Below are 14,979 nucleotides of genomic sequence, written 5' to 3'. Positions count from 1 at the left end.
TTTTTTGAGTACGTTTAAAGTACTTTCATAGTAGAGACCCATTCTATCACCTGCGATTATTTGTAAAATAGCATGTATTCGTTTCTAGAGATTTTCACCAAAGTAAAACATACCCCACCAAAATAATAATTAATATAAGAATAATAATTCCAGTTCCTTTCCAGCTCAACCCACCCACTAAATCAGACAGATTACTTCCGTGTATGCTGCTGGAAGGTTGCTTTAATTCCTCCTGTCTCAATTTTTCTCTTTGTTCTTCAGGTGCCCTCTTATTTTCACTCATTCACTCACCTCCAGAAAGAGTGAATTACAACTCTAAATTGATGCCATACCCAAGAAGAAGTCAAACGCTTTTTTCTTAATTATACAAAAAATACAATCAACTTGCTATGCTTCATTCACAGTCTCGTGTAGCAACTTAGCAGTACAAAATTTAGTTAAACAAAAAGTTCCCAACTAAACCAAACACTAGAATCAAAATAATTCCTCCAATTAAAAAATAACCAATGACTTTGATGGGTAGTGGAAGTTCTCCGGTGTTTGGGATTGGAGCTCCTTCCACATTTTGCTGGTGTTCCATTGCATCATTAAAGGGTTTGTTTTGTTCTTCATTTTCCGGCAAATCTTTCTCTCCCTTCAACTGCTTTCTACTGCTTGACTGTATATTTAAATATAAGTTCTCCATTCGGGTCTTTCTCATTTATATACTTAAACCCAATGCTCTCATATAGGTGCCGGGCTACTTTATTTTCTTCTACAATACTTAAGTGTATGTCTTTAACTCCATATTCCTTTGACACGATTTCAATAAGCCTGAACATTGCTTTTTTACCGAAGCCATTCCCTTGGTATTTTTCATCAATGATAATTCGGTCTATCCACGTATCTTTATTCGGCCCAAAGGACCCGTACATAGCAAAACCAATTATTGCATCTTCATTATAGATGGCTACTGGACGCCATTGAGGTACCGTATTTGCTTCGTTCAGGCATTCATCCACAGATTCAATGAAACTTTTCTGATCCTCTTTCAAGGTTATTTTTCTAACTGCACTTTCGTTGTTGCTATTAATTTTTCTTATAGAAATGCTGCTCATTAGTCTCAATTCCTTTTTGAAAAACGTGTATTGCTTGAGAATTTTTAAGTTTATAAAATGGACTCTCATATGCATTGAGAGTATGCAGTAGTTTCACAATATGGATACCCATGCCCAGTTACAGCTGATTCTTTTGCCCTGCGGCGGATTGTTCTGCTTATTAAATAATTCCAGTTATTACGATATACACAGACACGCTAAGCAGTAGGATGGTTGTAATAAATAATGTTGTTATATGTTCTTTTTTATTCGTAACTACCATTTCAATGATTCGCATCATAAATAGCATCCCTAATGAAATTGTCAAACCGAAAAGCGATTTGCTCATTGCTTCAAATGAAGGAGTTATACTCAGCAATTCATTTGAAACTACGAATGGGAATCGTAAAATGAAATAAGCTGCGAAACCACTTAGCAAAATATCCAGAGTTAAAAAAAGTTTATGTCTTTTTGTATATTTATCGTTTATGCTTTTCACTCTCACATACAATAACAGAATGCAAATACCTGCCATGCCACCTGTCATACCATATAACCATTGTGACCAATTGAATTGCTCATTCCATAAACGAATGATTAAAAATAGAGCAGTGTAACCAATGGGGAAAACAAGTAACATGCCCAATAATCTTTTGAAAGACATACTCATTACACTCACATCCTGAAATAGTTTTTTGCAGGTTGGCATGGAGGCTACGCTACATTCAATTCCAGCGAAACAAGGTTATTAAACTTCTATCCTGAGAATTTAGCTTTTATTACGTATACGGTGCTATACTTTTTCAGCACATCTAGATGTGCTTTAGGATTCTCATAAAAATCAACAGGTATAGAGCTGATACCCTGCTCGTTTTCGTTGGAATACGCAATTGTCGCCAATACAAGCTCCTGTTGATTCAATGCTTGTTCTTGTGACAACTCTCCATACATAACAGCCGCGTTTTTAGATTTCTTTGGTTTTTCAATTGTAAAACTGGAGGATGATGTTCCACTTTCATCACCAATACCTATATGATAAGCTTGGGACTTTTCATCATCAAGAACCTTTCCAGCTGCTAAAATAATTGATCCTTTATCGGCTGCAAGCGTTTTGATAGAACCTATTTCATCCTCAACCAGTTCACCAGATTGATATTTTTCTATCCAAACTGCTACTTCTTCAAATGATGTATTGGTAAAATTAAATACAGAAGACGCTTCCGCAGTCGTGGAGAGTATCGCCTCCTCTCTGCTATTTAAATCACTAACTACAATACGATTTTCTTCAGTTTCTGAAGCTTCGTCATTGCAACCAGCTAATGTACCAATAAGTAAAATAAGTACTAAAATCCCGACTAACCTTTTCATATAACCGCCTTTTTTCTAAAATGATTTAATCTTAAATTGGTGTTATTAAATAATTTACTGAAGTGCTTTGGCTTCTTCCTATTTATACTTATTTAGCAATGCTTCTGGAATATGACAATAATCATTCGGGCATTTCGCTAATCGATCTTGGTGTTCTTCGGCACTTTTCACATAGTTTGCAAGAGGGAGCACTTCCACGACGATACGATCATAATCCTCTCGCTCCCGAAGGAATACTTCCGCCTCTTTTAGGTGGTCAGGATTTTCACTGTAGACTCCTGTTCTATACTTCTCGCCGACATCCTGTCCTTGTTTATTCACACTGTATGGATCAATAATCTCAAAAAAGAAACCCATCAATTCCTTGATTGTTACAACTGTTGGATCAAATTCAGTTTTCACACATTCAGCATAGCCATCATACTCTCCATCAAGTGTATGACTTGTGCCATTCGCTCTCCCTGCTTCTGTAAAAGTGACTCCTGGTAATGTTTTTACAAAAGCTTGAACTCCCCATAAACAGCCACCTGCAAAATATATTATTTCGATAGCGCCTCACCTCTTTGTTTGATTTCTAATTGTATACTTCTTCCACAATTTTACTATACTCGCTTTCGGATACAAAGACTTTTTGTTATAGACGTTCTATACTTGCGAATGATTCCAATAATACCAAGAACTAATCTAATGAAAGGTATTATTATAGTAAGAATTCCAAGAAGTAGAAAACCAATTGCTTTACAATGAAATACGGATTCAAACGGAAAATGTTTCAATTTTTTAACTATTTATATCTGAAAGAGATATTTAGTGGGTTGCAAAAAATGAATGGGTTGACACATGAAAAACAATATACTATGATTAATTTATCTTGAATTCGAGATAAAAGGAGCGAGTCATGAATAGCAAAGAGCAAGATTTATATGACGAGGAGTTGTCTCTAAAGGCATTTGTAGTGTTAACTCGAGCATTACAATCGATTAGAGCACGTGCCGAAGAAGATATAAAATCATTCGATTTGAACCCAACTGAGTTTGCTGTTCTGGAATTAATTTATAATAAAGGCGATCAGCCGATTCAAAAAATTGGTGAAAAAGTATTAATTGCGAGCAGCAGTATCACTTACGTTGTAGATAAATTAGAGAAAAAAAACTTAATTAAAAGAAAGCCTTGTCCAAAAGATCGACGTGTAACCTACGCAGCGATTACTCCTAGTGGAACAGCATTGATGAATGAGATCTTTCCAAAGCATAGTAATGCTATAAAAGAAATTTTTGGCGGGCTGGACATAAAAGAAAAAGAAGAACTAATTGAGCAGGTAAAAAAACTAGGTCTCCATGCGCAACATATGTAGTTTTTTTAAATAAATATCTCGAATTAGGAATATATGAATTAGTGGTAAAGAATCAAAACAGTTTACGTTACTAAACAGCACGAGCTTTAAAAGACAAATACAAAGGAGTTTTTCCATATGACTGACGGACTACTAGGAATTCATCATGTTACGGCAATGACGGATGATGCAGTGAGAAACTATAAATTTTTTACAGAAGTACTTGGAATGAGATTAGTGAAGAAAACGGTGAATCAAGATGATATCCACACGTATCATACTTTTTTTGCAGATGATGTGGGCTCACCAGGGACAGACATGACCTTCTTCGACTTCCCGGATGTACCTAAAGGGGCTTCGGGTTCAAACTCGATTTCCCGAGTAGGTTTAAGAGTGCCGGACGATGCAGCACTTGAATATTACTTGGAACGTTTTAAAGCGTTTGGAGTGAAAAATGAAGGTATTCAAGAGCTTTTTGATAAAAAAGTGTTGCCATTTGAAGAAGCTGATGGGCAAAAATATCAACTGTTCTCTGATGAAAACAATCAAGGGGTGGCACCAGGTAAGCCTTGGAAAAACGGACCAGTTCCACAAGATAAGGCGATTTACGGTTTAGGTCCGATTGAAATTACAGTAAGCTATTTCGATGACTTCAAAAAGGTACTTTCTGAAGTTTATGATATGAAGCCGATTCTTGAGGAAGACAACGTGACTCTATTTAATGTTGGTGAAGGTGGTAACGGTGGTCAGGTCATTTTAAGAAAGGATGAGACAACACCTAGTCGTCAAGGTTATGGGCAGGTTCATCATGTATCGTTCAGGGTAAAAGATCACGAGACCATTAAAAAATGGGAAGCAAAATACAACGAGCTCGGAATGGGCCATTCAGGTAATGTAGATCGCTTTTATTTCGAAGCACTTTATACTCGTGTCGGTGATATACTCATCGAGCTTTCAACAGACGGTCCTGGTTTTATGGATGATGAACCATATGAAACATTGGGCGAAAGTCTTGCACTTCCACCATTCCTGGAGTCGAAACGCGAATATATTGAAGGACAGATCCGCCCGTTTAATACGAAGCGTTCGAAGTAGTTAAAAAAGGAGATCGTTTTATGGAAGCAATTAAGCGAATTCATCATATCTCAGCCATTGTAGGAGATCCCAATGAAAATGTGAAATTTTATAGGGATGTTTTAGGACTTCGTCTAGTTAAACAAACAGTAAACTTTGATGATCCTGGTATCTACCATCTGTATTTCGCTGATCACTGTGGAACACCCGGCACCGTCATTACCTTCTTTCCCTGGCCAAACAATAATTATGGAAGAAAGGGTAGTGGCCAGGTAGGAAGAATTGCCTTCAGAGTACCTAAAGGCAGTCTTGACTACTGGAAAGAACATCTAACAGCTCAAGAACTGCAAGTTAAGGTGACCCAACTTTTTGGGAAAGATACACTTGAGTTTAATGATATTCATGGGCTAGAGCTTGCAATTATCGAAGGAGAAATAACTGCAGCTAATAAAGATATACTTGGTTTTCATGGGTCCGTATTATTGTCTGCAAATCCAGAAGGTACAGAAGAACTGCTTACAGGGCTTATGGGTTTGAAAATATTAGATACACATGATGGAAATCACCATTATGAAACAACAGGCGAGGAAAAGCATCACATTATTATTTCAACTCCACCCAAGCCTGCTGGCAGATTCGGCATCGGGACTGTACACCACATTGCCTGGTCTGTGCCTGATATGGATGTATTGAAAGAATGGCAGTCCACTCTTAGAAGGGAAGGCTTTGGGGTAACCGTAGTAAAAGACAGAAGTTACTTCAAATCCATTTATACTGGAGAGAAGGGAAAAGTCGTGTTCGAATTCGCAACAGACGGCCCAGGTTTCGAAATAGATGAAGATATGTCATCCCTTGGCACAGCACTGAAGTTACCAGAGCAATATGAACACAAAAGGCAGGAATATGAAAAACTGCTGCCGAAACTGGACATATAGTGTAAATGCTGTCAGCAGACCTGCTGGGAATCATTATGCGGAAATAAACAAACGATTTATTATTGGAACGACCTCAATCATACGAATGGGAGTGAATATAGTTGAAACATATCTATAAAGAAAATAAAAAAGGAGCTCCTGTGTTTATACTTCTACACGGTACAGGTGGTACAGAAACAGACTTGATTTCACTTGCAGAACTCCTTAACCCTGAATATAACATTTTAGGCATCAGAGGAAATGTCCAGGAAAATGGGATGAACAGATACTTCAAACGCCACGGTGAAGGGAAGTACGACTGGGAAGACCTGGAATTTCGTGGAAATGAACTATACGAGTTTATTGTGGAAAAATCAAAAGAACATGACTTCAAACTGGAAGATACGGTTCTTGTTGGGTTCTCCAATGGCTCCAACATTGCTATACAAATGATGCTTAAGCAACCTGACATATTCAAAAAAGCGGCTTTATTCGCCCCATTGTATCCGGCAGATGTGGAAAATAAACAGGACTTTAGCGATGTGGAGGTATTCTTATCACTTGGTAAAGGAGATCCTATCGTACCAGAATCCGAAAGTAATAGAGTCATCCGCCTATTTAATGAAAGAAGTGCAGATGTTACAACTGCTTGGGTTAACGGCCATAGCCTTACACAGGAAGTTGCTATGGAAGCGAAAAACTGGTTGAACTAGTAAACAGCTAATGGGAGTGGGCTTCAGTTATCTACTGCTCCCCCAAAGCTTAAAGGGGTTGATTTATAGTAAAAGATAAAATAAATGAACCAAAATATAACATGTTGAAAGAATAAAATTTAAACTATTATTGGAGGAGATTTATATGACAAAAGCAATATGGAACGTTGATAAGGTACACAGTGTGGTAGGATTTACAGTAAAGCATATGATGATTTCGAATGTGAAAGGTACTTTTAACGACTTTGAGGGTACAGTTGAGACAGATCCAAAAGACTTAACAGATGCTTCCATTGAATTTAAAATTGATGCAAGTAGTGTTGATACCCGCATGCAAGACAGAGATGGTCATTTACGCTCAGCTGACTTTTTTGATGTAGAAAACCATCCCCATCTATTATTTAAAGCAACAGATATTAAGAAAAAATCTGAAGATCGTTATGATGTGACTGGTGACTTTACAATTAGAGGCACAACAAAGCCAGTAACTTTTGATATTACTTTTGAAGGTATAGCAAAAGATCCTATGAGTGGAGATGAAGCTGCCGGATTTACAGGTAGTACAAAGATAAACCGTAAAGACTTTGGTTTAACATGGAACGCAGCAGTTGAAACAGGTGGCTTTGTCGTAAGTGACGAAGTAAAAATTAATATCGAGATTCAATTACGCAAATAAGCTTTGTAAGACTCGAAAATAAAAGGAAATCTTTTATACGAGTGATATCCACACCCTTCCTGTTAGAGGATCAAACGTAACAGGAAGGGTTTTTTTAAGGTTAAAATTATTGAATGATTATTAGGTACAGTCCGTGAAAAATTCTACTCCTGGACACGGTTATTCTTCTATGAGAGCATTTATGTTGGCATTAATATTGTAGTATAGTAAGATGAAATACTCATTCATAGCTTAGAGGAGGAAACAAAATGACAATAATCAATGTAGATGAAGGTACGTATGCAATTAATATTCAAGCAATGAAAAAGAATGAAGATGAACCTTCAGCAATGGCTAGTTTTCTTTCTGAATCAGCTATTATTGAAAATCAAGCTGGCTCCCTCTCGCTTATTATTACGTTACTGGATGCCAAAACAATCACTGGTTTCCAAGTGAAAAATCAAGCAGGTGAAGAAATAAATGCCTTTGATAAACGATTAAATGAAGAAACAAACACTCGAGATGAGGTGTTTAAGATCGACGAATTAACAACATCTTTAGGTGCTCGTGTCCAATACGAAGCTGTGTATCAAGGTCAAAAAATCCAAGGCGATGAGGAACTCAGGTTAATTTTTGTCGAGGAAAGGATAGAGAAAGTGAACTAAATTAATTACTATCCAGAGAGTGTTCTAACGTAGAGCACTCTCTTTTTTGGCTTAAAAGTAAGTAAACGCTTATATTAGTAGCAGCGAGAATAGCTGTAATGTGTCCCAAGAATAATAATTATTAACTTGCGTAAATTAACTTTACTGAGACTTAGGGAGGTTTACAACGTGAAGAAAATAATTTTATCACTTATTATTAGTGTAATAAGCTGCAGTACAGTCAACGCTTCTACAGAAAAACCACCATCGTATGAAGATATGTATCCAGAGTGGGGGTATACATCAATAAATGAAGCTTTAAGTGAGGTTGAAGATGCTTTCAACAAAGAGTTACGGTTACCGTCAAGGGTGCCTCCAATCATTTTCACTCATTATTTTGGTAAGTTTGATGAGCCAAGAAGATCTTTTCATGCACAATATGTAAATGATAGAACCCCTGCGAATCATTATAAAATAGATGTACGAGCTGCCGAAGACGGAATAGATTTTCATGAAAGACAGGTAGTAGATACTTACAAATTAAAAAACGGAGCAACTGCTAATTATATATCATTATCTCAGCATCACATTGGGTTTCATGCACTCGTATTTAATAAAGATGAATGGCAATATATCTTAAGTGTTGATAAAAGAGTTGCTGCCACTGTCACTCCTGAAGTTTTAGTTGAGATTGCCAATTCCATTGAAAATGGCTAGGAGTAATATAGCAGCTGCACTTTTTTATCCTCAGTTGCAAAATCTTATACCAGATTGGCGATTTATCATTTAGTAATCTTTTCCGTTATTAGAAAAGACGTCTATTTGATATGTCATTAAATCAGCTGATAAATGGGTTCTTTTTGAACTTTAACCTGGAGAGTTGGAATCATTTGTTAGCTTTTTTAACTCACTCAAAATTTCTTTTTGTACGTCAAGGTGCTCTTTTCGCATAGCCATTAATTCATCTGCTCTTTTCTTTTGTGCTTTAGCAAACTGGGATGCAAAAACTGATAAAAAGGTGACCACGATTGCTAAGACAATCACTATTACAATTATTATATTTAAAACACTTATTAAATCCACTTTGAAAAACCCTTTCTATAATTATTAAAAAACCAAACATAACACTAAATATAGCTATAGACTTAAAATATTCAACAAGTTAAAAACCCTACAAAGACGGTGGGCTGTCTGGAATTGTGTTTGCGAGAATAATATAAATAAGTAAATTAGCAGGTAAAATGATGAAAAGTATTCTTACTCCAAAAGAGGAAATACCGAAAAACTCTGCAATACCACCACAAACGCCAGCTATGGATCTATCTGTTGAGGACTTTCTTAATTTATTTTGAATTGTAAACACCAGCTTTCCATAAAATTCTTTAAACTAAAACGTCCATAAATGGATACTCTGCCGCCACTTTGCCTATCAACATAGTATATTTTATGCAAGAACTAAATAAGAACCGTATACAAAAACAATCAATATTCCAGCAATAGAAATATACTTGAGAAATTTTCTTTCTTTGCGATTTGTAAGCAAATGGGATGCTGAATATTGAAAGTAATACCATAGAAAACCAGAGCTGAAGGCCATTAATAAACGTCCCACCTGATCTTCGATGATCAGAATATATCTTAATCCAGCCAACAGAAAGAAGATAAAACCGAGATATCCAACTGTAATTACTAAATGAGGTTGTTTCTCTTTATCAATCATATTCTGCCCCTCCTCTTGAATAAGAATCTCTTTGAGAATCCAAAGCCTCACGAGATTGCCAAGTTCAGAATTAAGCAAACCAACTCTTCTTTGTCGCCCTCTTCCAATTATTCCAATAATAGTAATAAAATTCAATGCTCATTATAAAAATTAAGACATCTATTTTATTTAATAGATGTCCAGGATTATTTTAGCTACAATAAATGGCTAGAATTTGATTCTACCAGTCACCGCAAACTAAAAATCAGTGATTTAATTTTAACTCCATTTCTTAAAACACACTTCCATTATGAATTCTTCATTAACAACATCCGCTGTTACTGTCCCTCCCTGCTTATTAATAAGCTTCTGAACAATGTGAAGCCCTAAGCCTAGCTGGCCGCCAGTCCGACTGGTATCCATCGTGAAGGTACGATCGAAAATATGGGAGAGTTCCTTATGGTTAAATGCTTCCACATCATTTGTTGCTCTTAACCGGACAAAATTCTCATCTTCCATCAGATGGATGGTGAAATAGCTTTTAGCATAGCGCAGTGCATTTTGAATGATATTGATAATAATACGATTTGTCGCTTTTTGGTCGGCCAAAACGGGAGATACGGAAGCTTCTTCTACGTGGACCTTTAACTGCCTTTTTTCAAAATCATCGTAGAACATTAGTAATGTTTCAGCTACACTTTGATCCAATAGTTGCCGTTCCAGGACCATGTGATTATCCTTCGAGTCAATCTGTGAGAGCTCGTAAAAAACATCGACCATCATTGTAAGATTGTCGATTTTCTTTTGCACAATAGCTAAAAATTCCTTCCTCTGCGTCTCGGTTAAAGAGGGATCTGTTAACAGTTCCGAAAAACCTTTCATGGATGTTAACGGGGTACGCAAATCGTGAGAAATATTGGTGATTTCTTGCTTTAGATCTTGCTCTCTTTTTTCTTTATTTTGCTGATCTTGCTTATAAAAATAAATAAGCTGGTTGATTTTCTTAATGAATTGTTTCAGGCTTTTACTTTGTGTATTGGTACGGACCAATTCATTTGTTCCGAAGTTTTCAATAATGCCTTCTAATTGATTCGTCATTTTTCTTATATCCCAATGCAAAAGTAAAAGTGCTCCGATACTAATTAGTAATAAAAGCGTCAACACTGCAATGATCAACCAGCAATACATATCCATTCTTCCCTTCAATCTCTAGTCGATATTTTGTTTAGCGAACCTTCTTGCACCCAGGCTTAGTGATGCAACCGATATTAGCATACCGACAACCCAATAACGATAATCCAATGCTGCTCCATGATCCATAAAGTCCATTAAGTTTTCATTCAGCAACGAACTTGGAGCATATTTATAAACCTCCTGTAAACCTGACACGGGTCTGAACAGTAATCGTAAAAGGTCTCCAGAAAACATAAAGACAATTAGCAATAGAATAAGTGTATAGAGATCCCCAACCTTCAGCATTTTCAGTATATGAATGATAAAATATGCGCCTAGTATTAATGGCAACATATTCAAGCTGGCCAGGAGGAAATTTCCTATTGAATTGCCTTCACTAAACAACAGATTTTCACCTAATACGATCATTAAGAGAAGACCAATTACACATAAGAAAAGAAAGTAACACAACGGCAGTAATAGTTTTGCCCAAAAAATAGTATTACGGGATACACCAAAGGATACGGATTGTTTAATTACAGAAATATCCTTGCCCGTCAGAGATTGATTGAAAACAAACGCTACAATTATAATCAGCAGGCTACCAGCTATTACATTGGAATAGAAGAACGTACTTGTTGCATATGGAAAATTTATTTCGTTCTCACCCAAAAAGTGTAAAACAAACGCTGCTGCAGTTATTAATAATAAACTAACAATACTTGTTATATAGAGACCTTTTTTACGAAGCAATCGGTAATTTTCACTTTTTACATAATTAATCATTTGCATTCCCCTCCACTAATCCTAAAAAGTACTCTTCCAGATTAAGTGCTTCCGTGCGAAATTCCATCACGGACACGCCATTGTCGATGAATAGACGATTCATTTCGGCACCTTTATCTACATGATTTTGGAGGCTTATGACATGATCTTGTAATACTTTGTATTGAATATCCGGATATGCTCTTTCCAGCAATTGGGCTGCTTTCGTTGGGTTATCAACCTTCATTTTTATTTGTTTCCTGCTTTTCTCATCTAAAGCTTCTCTACTTAAATCCTCAACAATTACACCATTTTTAATAAATACAAAACGTCTTGCCAACAATTGAAGTTCAGTTAAAATATGGCTAGAGACTAAAATCGTGATTTGTTTTTCTTGGTTCAGCTTCAATAGCAGATTACGAACCTCCATGATCCCCTCTGCATCCAACCCATTAATTGGTTCGTCCAATATTAAACAATCCGGACTGCCAAGCAGACAAAGAGCTATTCCTAATCTTTGCTTCATACCCATGGAGTAATCTTTAAATCGTTTCTTTTTTTGAGTCGCTAAACCGACGATTTGTAGTACTTCATAGATACGTTCCTTCTCAACAACACCCCGTTGAATGCGAAAATACTCCAGATTTTGAAAAGCAGTGAAATCCGGAAAAAACGCAGGTGTCTCAATCATGAAACCCATTCTCTTTTTGGCTTGCTCTATTTCATTCCCCGATTTTCCAAATAAATGAATGTCGCCGGAAGTTGGTATTAATTGGCCTGCGAGCATTTTAAAGAATGTTGATTTTCCCGCACCATTCTTACCTATTAATGCACAAATTCCCCCTTTCGCCAAGGTGAAATCCAAGGGCTTGATGACTTCATCCTGTTTAAACGTTTTTGCCAGCTTATATGTTTGAATAACGCTATTCATCTTTTTGACTCCTTCTCTACTTTTCTGTATACAACTAGTGTAGCGGAGGAGTCTTTAAATTCCATTAAACAAAACATAAAGAAATCATAAAGAATGAGGAAAGCTAAAGCGGGCCAAGGAGAATAGGCTGAATTTGCCCGGTGCTATGTGATTAACTTCCTTTCAAATAAGCATAAAGCCTACTCCCCAAATTGTTTTTATGTATTCTACAGAGGTGATTCCAGCCATTTTTTTACGTATGTTAGAAACATGCACACTAATTGTATTGTCATCTCCTAAATATGGGCCAGTCCATATCCCTTCATAGATTTGCCTTTTTGAAAAAGCACGTTCTGGAGCGCTTACCAAAAATAATAGAATATCAAATTCTGCATTTGTTAACTGAAGCTCCTGATTTTCTAATGTGACGGATCGTTTGTCGGGATGTATTCTCAGTTCACGCCAAACTCCCTCTGTCTTTGACGGTCTCGTTAATTGATCGCTTGACTTACGTAATTGCACCTCAACCCTCGCCATAACTTCTTGTTTATTAAATGGCTTCGTTATGTAATCATCTGCGCCCATCTTCAATACTTCGACTTTATCCTCAATACCTACCTTCGCTGAAATCACAATAATTGGCAGGGTATTTACTTCTCTAACTTGCATGATAAATTCTTCTCCACTCAGTCCCGGTAACATCAAATCCAATAGAACTAAGTCGTATGATTTTTGTTGTAGCTGTAACAAACCTTCTGTTCCAGAATAAGCCGGAACTGCAACCATCCCAGCCTTTTCAATAATCATACATAATAATCTACTAATCTCCTGATCATCTTCAATTATTAAAATATGAGATCTATCTTTCATCGTTTTCACCTGCCTTTTAAACTAATTCACCTAGTTGCTTTTATCTCATTTCACATCTACAAGTGGTTATTCCTGTTTGACTCTAATTGGCTTATAGATTGTGTATCCAGCATTCGATTTAGGAGAGATTTTCTTTATGAAACTGAAAGTGACAAGTAATAGAATATATACTAATTGAACTACCCACCACTTATCGACCTTACGGTGTGATTGAAGTGGGAGATTCCTAAGAACACCAACCTAACAGTTAGTTATGGATTAGGCTATCCCCGCAGTTCCTGCGGTTAATCGTAATGCTTCGTTACGAAGATTCATACTTGCGTTAATATCTCTTTGGTGATGCGTTTTGCACATCGGACACTCCCATTCACGCAAAGCAAGATTTTTAACGTCTTTATGCTTGTGACCACAATTGGAACACAGCTGACTTGAAGCAAAATTTTTAGCTGCAGTCACAACTTGTTTTCCGTACCATTTCGCTTTATATTCAAGCATTTTTCTGAACTCGGACCATGAGACTTCACTAATCGCCTTTGCAAGATGTTGATTCTTTAACATATTCTTAATAGACAAATCTTCAATCCCAATGATGTCGTGGTTTTTGACAATATCAGTAGAGATTTTATCCAACATATCTTTTCTAGCATTTGCTATCTTTTCGTGAAGTCGAGCCACTTTTGTTTTTTGTTTTTTCCAATTCGAAGAACCAACTTTTCGCCTTGAAAGCACACGCTGAGCTCTTACTAACTTTTCTTCTAACGAACGGAAAAACTTTGGATTTGCATATACCGTTCCATCTGAAAGCGTAGCAAAATCTTTCAACCCGACATCAACACCGATTGCCGAACCCGTCTTTTCAAAGACTTCAACTTCTGTTTCAGCTAAAATCGAAATGAAATATTTGCCCGAAGGATTACGTCTAATTGTTGCGTTCATAATTCTGCCTTCCACTTCACGACTTTTAGCAAAACGAACAAGACCTAATTTCGGCAATTTAACATGCTTATCCAAAACAGCAATATTTCCATTCACCCATTTCGTTGTATAGGATTGAACAGGATTCTTTTTGGATTTGAAACGAGGTTCGCCGTTTTGCTTTTTATAATATCTTGTGTACGAATCGTTAACGATTTCTACCGATTTTTGAAGGGCAATACTATCCACTTCTTTTAAAAATGAATAGTGCTTCTTTAGTTCGCGAACAGCTTTAATGGATTGGTTTTTATTGAAAAACTCCCCTTTCCAATTGTTTTCAGTGAGTTGACCGTTCTGCACCATTTCATTGGCGATATGCCAATAAGCGTCTTTGGTTTTTTGCTTCCCAACAAAATAGTTATAGACAAAGCGGGAACATCCAATTGTTTTGTTAATCAGTTCCATTTGTTTTTTGTTGGATAGATGCGGAATTTGTACGCTTTTTTTGCTAACATTGATTTTCACCTTCCTTTCATATATTATTTTAATACACAATAAGTATACTATATATTATTTTAATAACAACATAGGAGGTTTAAAGTGTCACAGGTTTTAAATATGCGTTATCCAAAAGCACTATTGAAACGAATTGATGATTTTAAAGAAAAAAAGGGGTTTACGACTCGTACCCAAACGATTATCTACCTCATCCAATACGCTCTCGAACAGTCGGACAATCGAGATAGCTGAAGCTATCCCTTGTCCGAAGGCGATTCATCCCCCACTTACTCATTGGGATTTGCCCTTCACATTCCTTGAAGATGGGGGTTTTCTCGCCTATTTTAGATAAATATTTGGTAGTTGCAAAGC

Annotated in this window: 22 protein-coding genes; 8 read left to right on the top strand and 14 right to left on the bottom strand. The window is 36.6% G+C overall.

All coding sequences use genetic code 11. The features are described from left to right. Positions 1 to 94: 94 nt before the first annotated feature. The 6 genes from BME96_RS05995 to BME96_RS05970 all read right to left on the bottom strand — a co-directional run bounded on the left by BME96_RS05995 (position 95) and on the right by BME96_RS05970 (position 2,993). Positions 95 to 283: a DUF6366 family protein gene (locus BME96_RS05995; protein WP_019377238.1), complete on the bottom strand. Its 189-nt coding sequence runs from the start codon at positions 281 to 283 to the stop codon at positions 95 to 97. Positions 284 to 433: 150 nt separating this feature from the next. Further along, positions 434 to 622: a hypothetical protein gene (locus tag BME96_RS05990; protein WP_019377239.1), complete on the bottom strand. Its 189-nt coding sequence runs from the start codon at positions 620 to 622 to the stop codon at positions 434 to 436. A 25-nt stretch (positions 623 to 647) separates the two neighbouring features. Beyond that, positions 648 to 1,097, bottom strand: a complete 450-nt coding sequence (locus BME96_RS05985) for a GNAT family N-acetyltransferase (RefSeq protein ID WP_019377240.1) — start codon at positions 1,095 to 1,097, stop codon at positions 648 to 650. A 160-nt stretch (positions 1,098 to 1,257) separates the two neighbouring features. Further along, a complete protein-coding gene (locus BME96_RS05980) occupies positions 1,258 to 1,746 on the bottom strand; it encodes a hypothetical protein (RefSeq protein ID WP_019377241.1) in 489 nt (162 codons plus the stop codon). 86 nt (positions 1,747 to 1,832) lie between these two features. Beyond that, positions 1,833 to 2,444 carry a hypothetical protein gene (locus BME96_RS05975; protein WP_019377242.1) on the bottom strand — a complete coding sequence of 204 codons (612 nt, stop codon included), beginning with the start codon at positions 2,442 to 2,444 and terminating at the stop codon, positions 1,833 to 1,835. A 78-nt stretch (positions 2,445 to 2,522) separates the two neighbouring features. Beyond that, positions 2,523 to 2,993: a peptide-methionine (S)-S-oxide reductase gene (locus BME96_RS05970; protein WP_026041391.1), complete on the bottom strand. Its 471-nt coding sequence runs from the start codon at positions 2,991 to 2,993 to the stop codon at positions 2,523 to 2,525. A 349-nt stretch (positions 2,994 to 3,342) separates the two neighbouring features. Here BME96_RS05970 and BME96_RS05965 point away from each other — a divergent pair, with 349 nt between their 5' ends. From BME96_RS05965 to BME96_RS05935, 7 genes are all read left to right on the top strand, one after another. Further along, complete coding sequence (locus BME96_RS05965; protein ID WP_071648601.1) at positions 3,343 to 3,798, top strand: MarR family winged helix-turn-helix transcriptional regulator; 456 nt, start codon at positions 3,343 to 3,345, stop codon at positions 3,796 to 3,798. Positions 3,799 to 3,915: 117 nt separating this feature from the next. Continuing rightward, entirely contained in the window at positions 3,916 to 4,872 is a 957-nt protein-coding gene (mhqE, locus tag BME96_RS05960; RefSeq protein ID WP_071648600.1) for a ring-cleaving dioxygenase MhqE, read from the top strand. A gap of 20 nt (positions 4,873 to 4,892) precedes the next feature. Then, positions 4,893 to 5,786, top strand: a complete 894-nt coding sequence (locus tag BME96_RS05955; RefSeq protein ID WP_071648599.1) for a VOC family protein — start codon at positions 4,893 to 4,895, stop codon at positions 5,784 to 5,786. A gap of 101 nt (positions 5,787 to 5,887) precedes the next feature. After that, positions 5,888 to 6,478 carry an alpha/beta hydrolase gene (locus BME96_RS05950; protein WP_019377247.1) on the top strand — a complete coding sequence of 197 codons (591 nt, stop codon included), beginning with the start codon at positions 5,888 to 5,890 and terminating at the stop codon, positions 6,476 to 6,478. A gap of 145 nt (positions 6,479 to 6,623) precedes the next feature. Continuing rightward, positions 6,624 to 7,154 (top strand): YceI family protein, encoded by a 531-nt coding sequence (locus tag BME96_RS05945; protein ID WP_071648598.1) that lies wholly within the window; start codon positions 6,624 to 6,626, stop codon positions 7,152 to 7,154. Between the two features lie 248 nt (positions 7,155 to 7,402). Next, entirely contained in the window at positions 7,403 to 7,798 is a 396-nt protein-coding gene (locus BME96_RS05940) for an NEAT domain-containing protein (protein WP_019377249.1), read from the top strand. A gap of 168 nt (positions 7,799 to 7,966) precedes the next feature. Beyond that, positions 7,967 to 8,494, top strand: a complete 528-nt coding sequence (locus BME96_RS05935) for a hypothetical protein (protein WP_083547424.1) — start codon at positions 7,967 to 7,969, stop codon at positions 8,492 to 8,494. Positions 8,495 to 8,644: 150 nt separating this feature from the next. On the opposite strand, the gene BME96_RS05930 is transcribed toward BME96_RS05935, so the two are convergent. From BME96_RS05930 to tnpB, 8 genes are all read right to left on the bottom strand, one after another. Then, positions 8,645 to 8,860 (bottom strand): hypothetical protein, encoded by a 216-nt coding sequence (locus tag BME96_RS05930; RefSeq protein WP_019377251.1) that lies wholly within the window; start codon positions 8,858 to 8,860, stop codon positions 8,645 to 8,647. A gap of 88 nt (positions 8,861 to 8,948) precedes the next feature. Beyond that, positions 8,949 to 9,131: a PspC domain-containing protein gene (locus tag BME96_RS05925; protein WP_071649966.1), complete on the bottom strand. Its 183-nt coding sequence runs from the start codon at positions 9,129 to 9,131 to the stop codon at positions 8,949 to 8,951. Between the two features lie 90 nt (positions 9,132 to 9,221). Continuing rightward, a complete protein-coding gene (locus tag BME96_RS05920) occupies positions 9,222 to 9,497 on the bottom strand; it encodes a hypothetical protein (RefSeq protein ID WP_071648597.1) in 276 nt (91 codons plus the stop codon). A gap of 258 nt (positions 9,498 to 9,755) precedes the next feature. Further along, on the bottom strand, positions 9,756 to 10,664 hold the full coding sequence (locus tag BME96_RS05915; protein WP_071648596.1) for a sensor histidine kinase: 909 nt from the start codon (positions 10,662 to 10,664) through the stop codon (positions 9,756 to 9,758). 21 nt (positions 10,665 to 10,685) lie between these two features. Then, positions 10,686 to 11,435 (bottom strand): ABC transporter permease, encoded by a 750-nt coding sequence (locus BME96_RS05910; protein WP_071648595.1) that lies wholly within the window; start codon positions 11,433 to 11,435, stop codon positions 10,686 to 10,688. Then, on the bottom strand, positions 11,428 to 12,345 hold the full coding sequence (locus BME96_RS05905) for an ATP-binding cassette domain-containing protein (RefSeq protein ID WP_071648594.1): 918 nt from the start codon (positions 12,343 to 12,345) through the stop codon (positions 11,428 to 11,430). Before BME96_RS05905 ends, BME96_RS05910 begins: the two co-directional genes overlap by 8 nt. Before the next feature lie 162 nt (positions 12,346 to 12,507). Continuing rightward, positions 12,508 to 13,194: a response regulator transcription factor gene (locus BME96_RS05900; RefSeq protein ID WP_071648593.1), complete on the bottom strand. Its 687-nt coding sequence runs from the start codon at positions 13,192 to 13,194 to the stop codon at positions 12,508 to 12,510. A gap of 258 nt (positions 13,195 to 13,452) precedes the next feature. Further along, positions 13,453 to 14,634, bottom strand: coding sequence for an IS200/IS605 family element RNA-guided endonuclease TnpB (tnpB, locus tag BME96_RS05895; RefSeq protein WP_408068407.1), 1,182 nt, complete (start codon positions 14,632 to 14,634; stop codon positions 13,453 to 13,455). 75 nt (positions 14,635 to 14,709) lie between these two features. On the opposite strand from tnpB, the gene BME96_RS19785 reads away from it, so the two are divergent. After that, entirely contained in the window at positions 14,710 to 14,859 is a 150-nt protein-coding gene (locus BME96_RS19785) for a ribbon-helix-helix domain-containing protein (protein ID WP_019379196.1), read from the top strand. Positions 14,860 to 14,979 lie beyond the last annotated feature (120 nt).

This window comes from Virgibacillus halodenitrificans (assembly GCF_001878675.1).
Classification (GTDB): Bacteria; Bacillota; Bacilli; order Bacillales; family Amphibacillaceae; genus Virgibacillus_Q; species Virgibacillus_Q halodenitrificans.
This window is presented reverse-complemented; position numbering and strand designations above follow the sequence as displayed.

What these genes read in the sequence shown, in the direction of transcription:
- BME96_RS05955 (WP_071648599.1), top strand. Translation starts at nt 4,893, where the DNA reads ATGGAAGCAATTAAGCGAATTCATCATATCTCAGCCATTGTAGGAGAT.
- BME96_RS05985 (WP_019377240.1), bottom strand. Translation starts at nt 1,097, where the DNA reads ATGAGCAGCATTTCTATAAGAAAAATTAATAGCAACAACGAAAGTGCA.
- BME96_RS05900 (WP_071648593.1), bottom strand. Translation starts at nt 13,194, where the DNA reads ATGAAAGATAGATCTCATATTTTAATAATTGAAGATGATCAGGAGATT.
- BME96_RS05910 (WP_071648595.1), bottom strand. Translation starts at nt 11,435, where the DNA reads ATGATTAATTATGTAAAAAGTGAAAATTACCGATTGCTTCGTAAAAAA.
- BME96_RS05965 (WP_071648601.1), top strand. Translation starts at nt 3,343, where the DNA reads ATGAATAGCAAAGAGCAAGATTTATATGACGAGGAGTTGTCTCTAAAG.
- BME96_RS05975 (WP_019377242.1), bottom strand. Translation starts at nt 2,444, where the DNA reads ATGAAAAGGTTAGTCGGGATTTTAGTACTTATTTTACTTATTGGTACA.
- mhqE (WP_071648600.1), top strand. Translation starts at nt 3,916, where the DNA reads ATGACTGACGGACTACTAGGAATTCATCATGTTACGGCAATGACGGAT.
- BME96_RS05945 (WP_071648598.1), top strand. Translation starts at nt 6,624, where the DNA reads ATGACAAAAGCAATATGGAACGTTGATAAGGTACACAGTGTGGTAGGA.
- BME96_RS05995 (WP_019377238.1), bottom strand. Translation starts at nt 283, where the DNA reads ATGAGTGAAAATAAGAGGGCACCTGAAGAACAAAGAGAAAAATTGAGA.
- BME96_RS05905 (WP_071648594.1), bottom strand. Translation starts at nt 12,345, where the DNA reads ATGAATAGCGTTATTCAAACATATAAGCTGGCAAAAACGTTTAAACAG.
- BME96_RS05915 (WP_071648596.1), bottom strand. Translation starts at nt 10,664, where the DNA reads ATGTATTGCTGGTTGATCATTGCAGTGTTGACGCTTTTATTACTAATT.
- BME96_RS05940 (WP_019377249.1), top strand. Translation starts at nt 7,403, where the DNA reads ATGACAATAATCAATGTAGATGAAGGTACGTATGCAATTAATATTCAA.
- BME96_RS05920 (WP_071648597.1), bottom strand. Translation starts at nt 9,497, where the DNA reads ATGATTGATAAAGAGAAACAACCTCATTTAGTAATTACAGTTGGATAT.
- BME96_RS05980 (WP_019377241.1), bottom strand. Translation starts at nt 1,746, where the DNA reads ATGAGTATGTCTTTCAAAAGATTATTGGGCATGTTACTTGTTTTCCCC.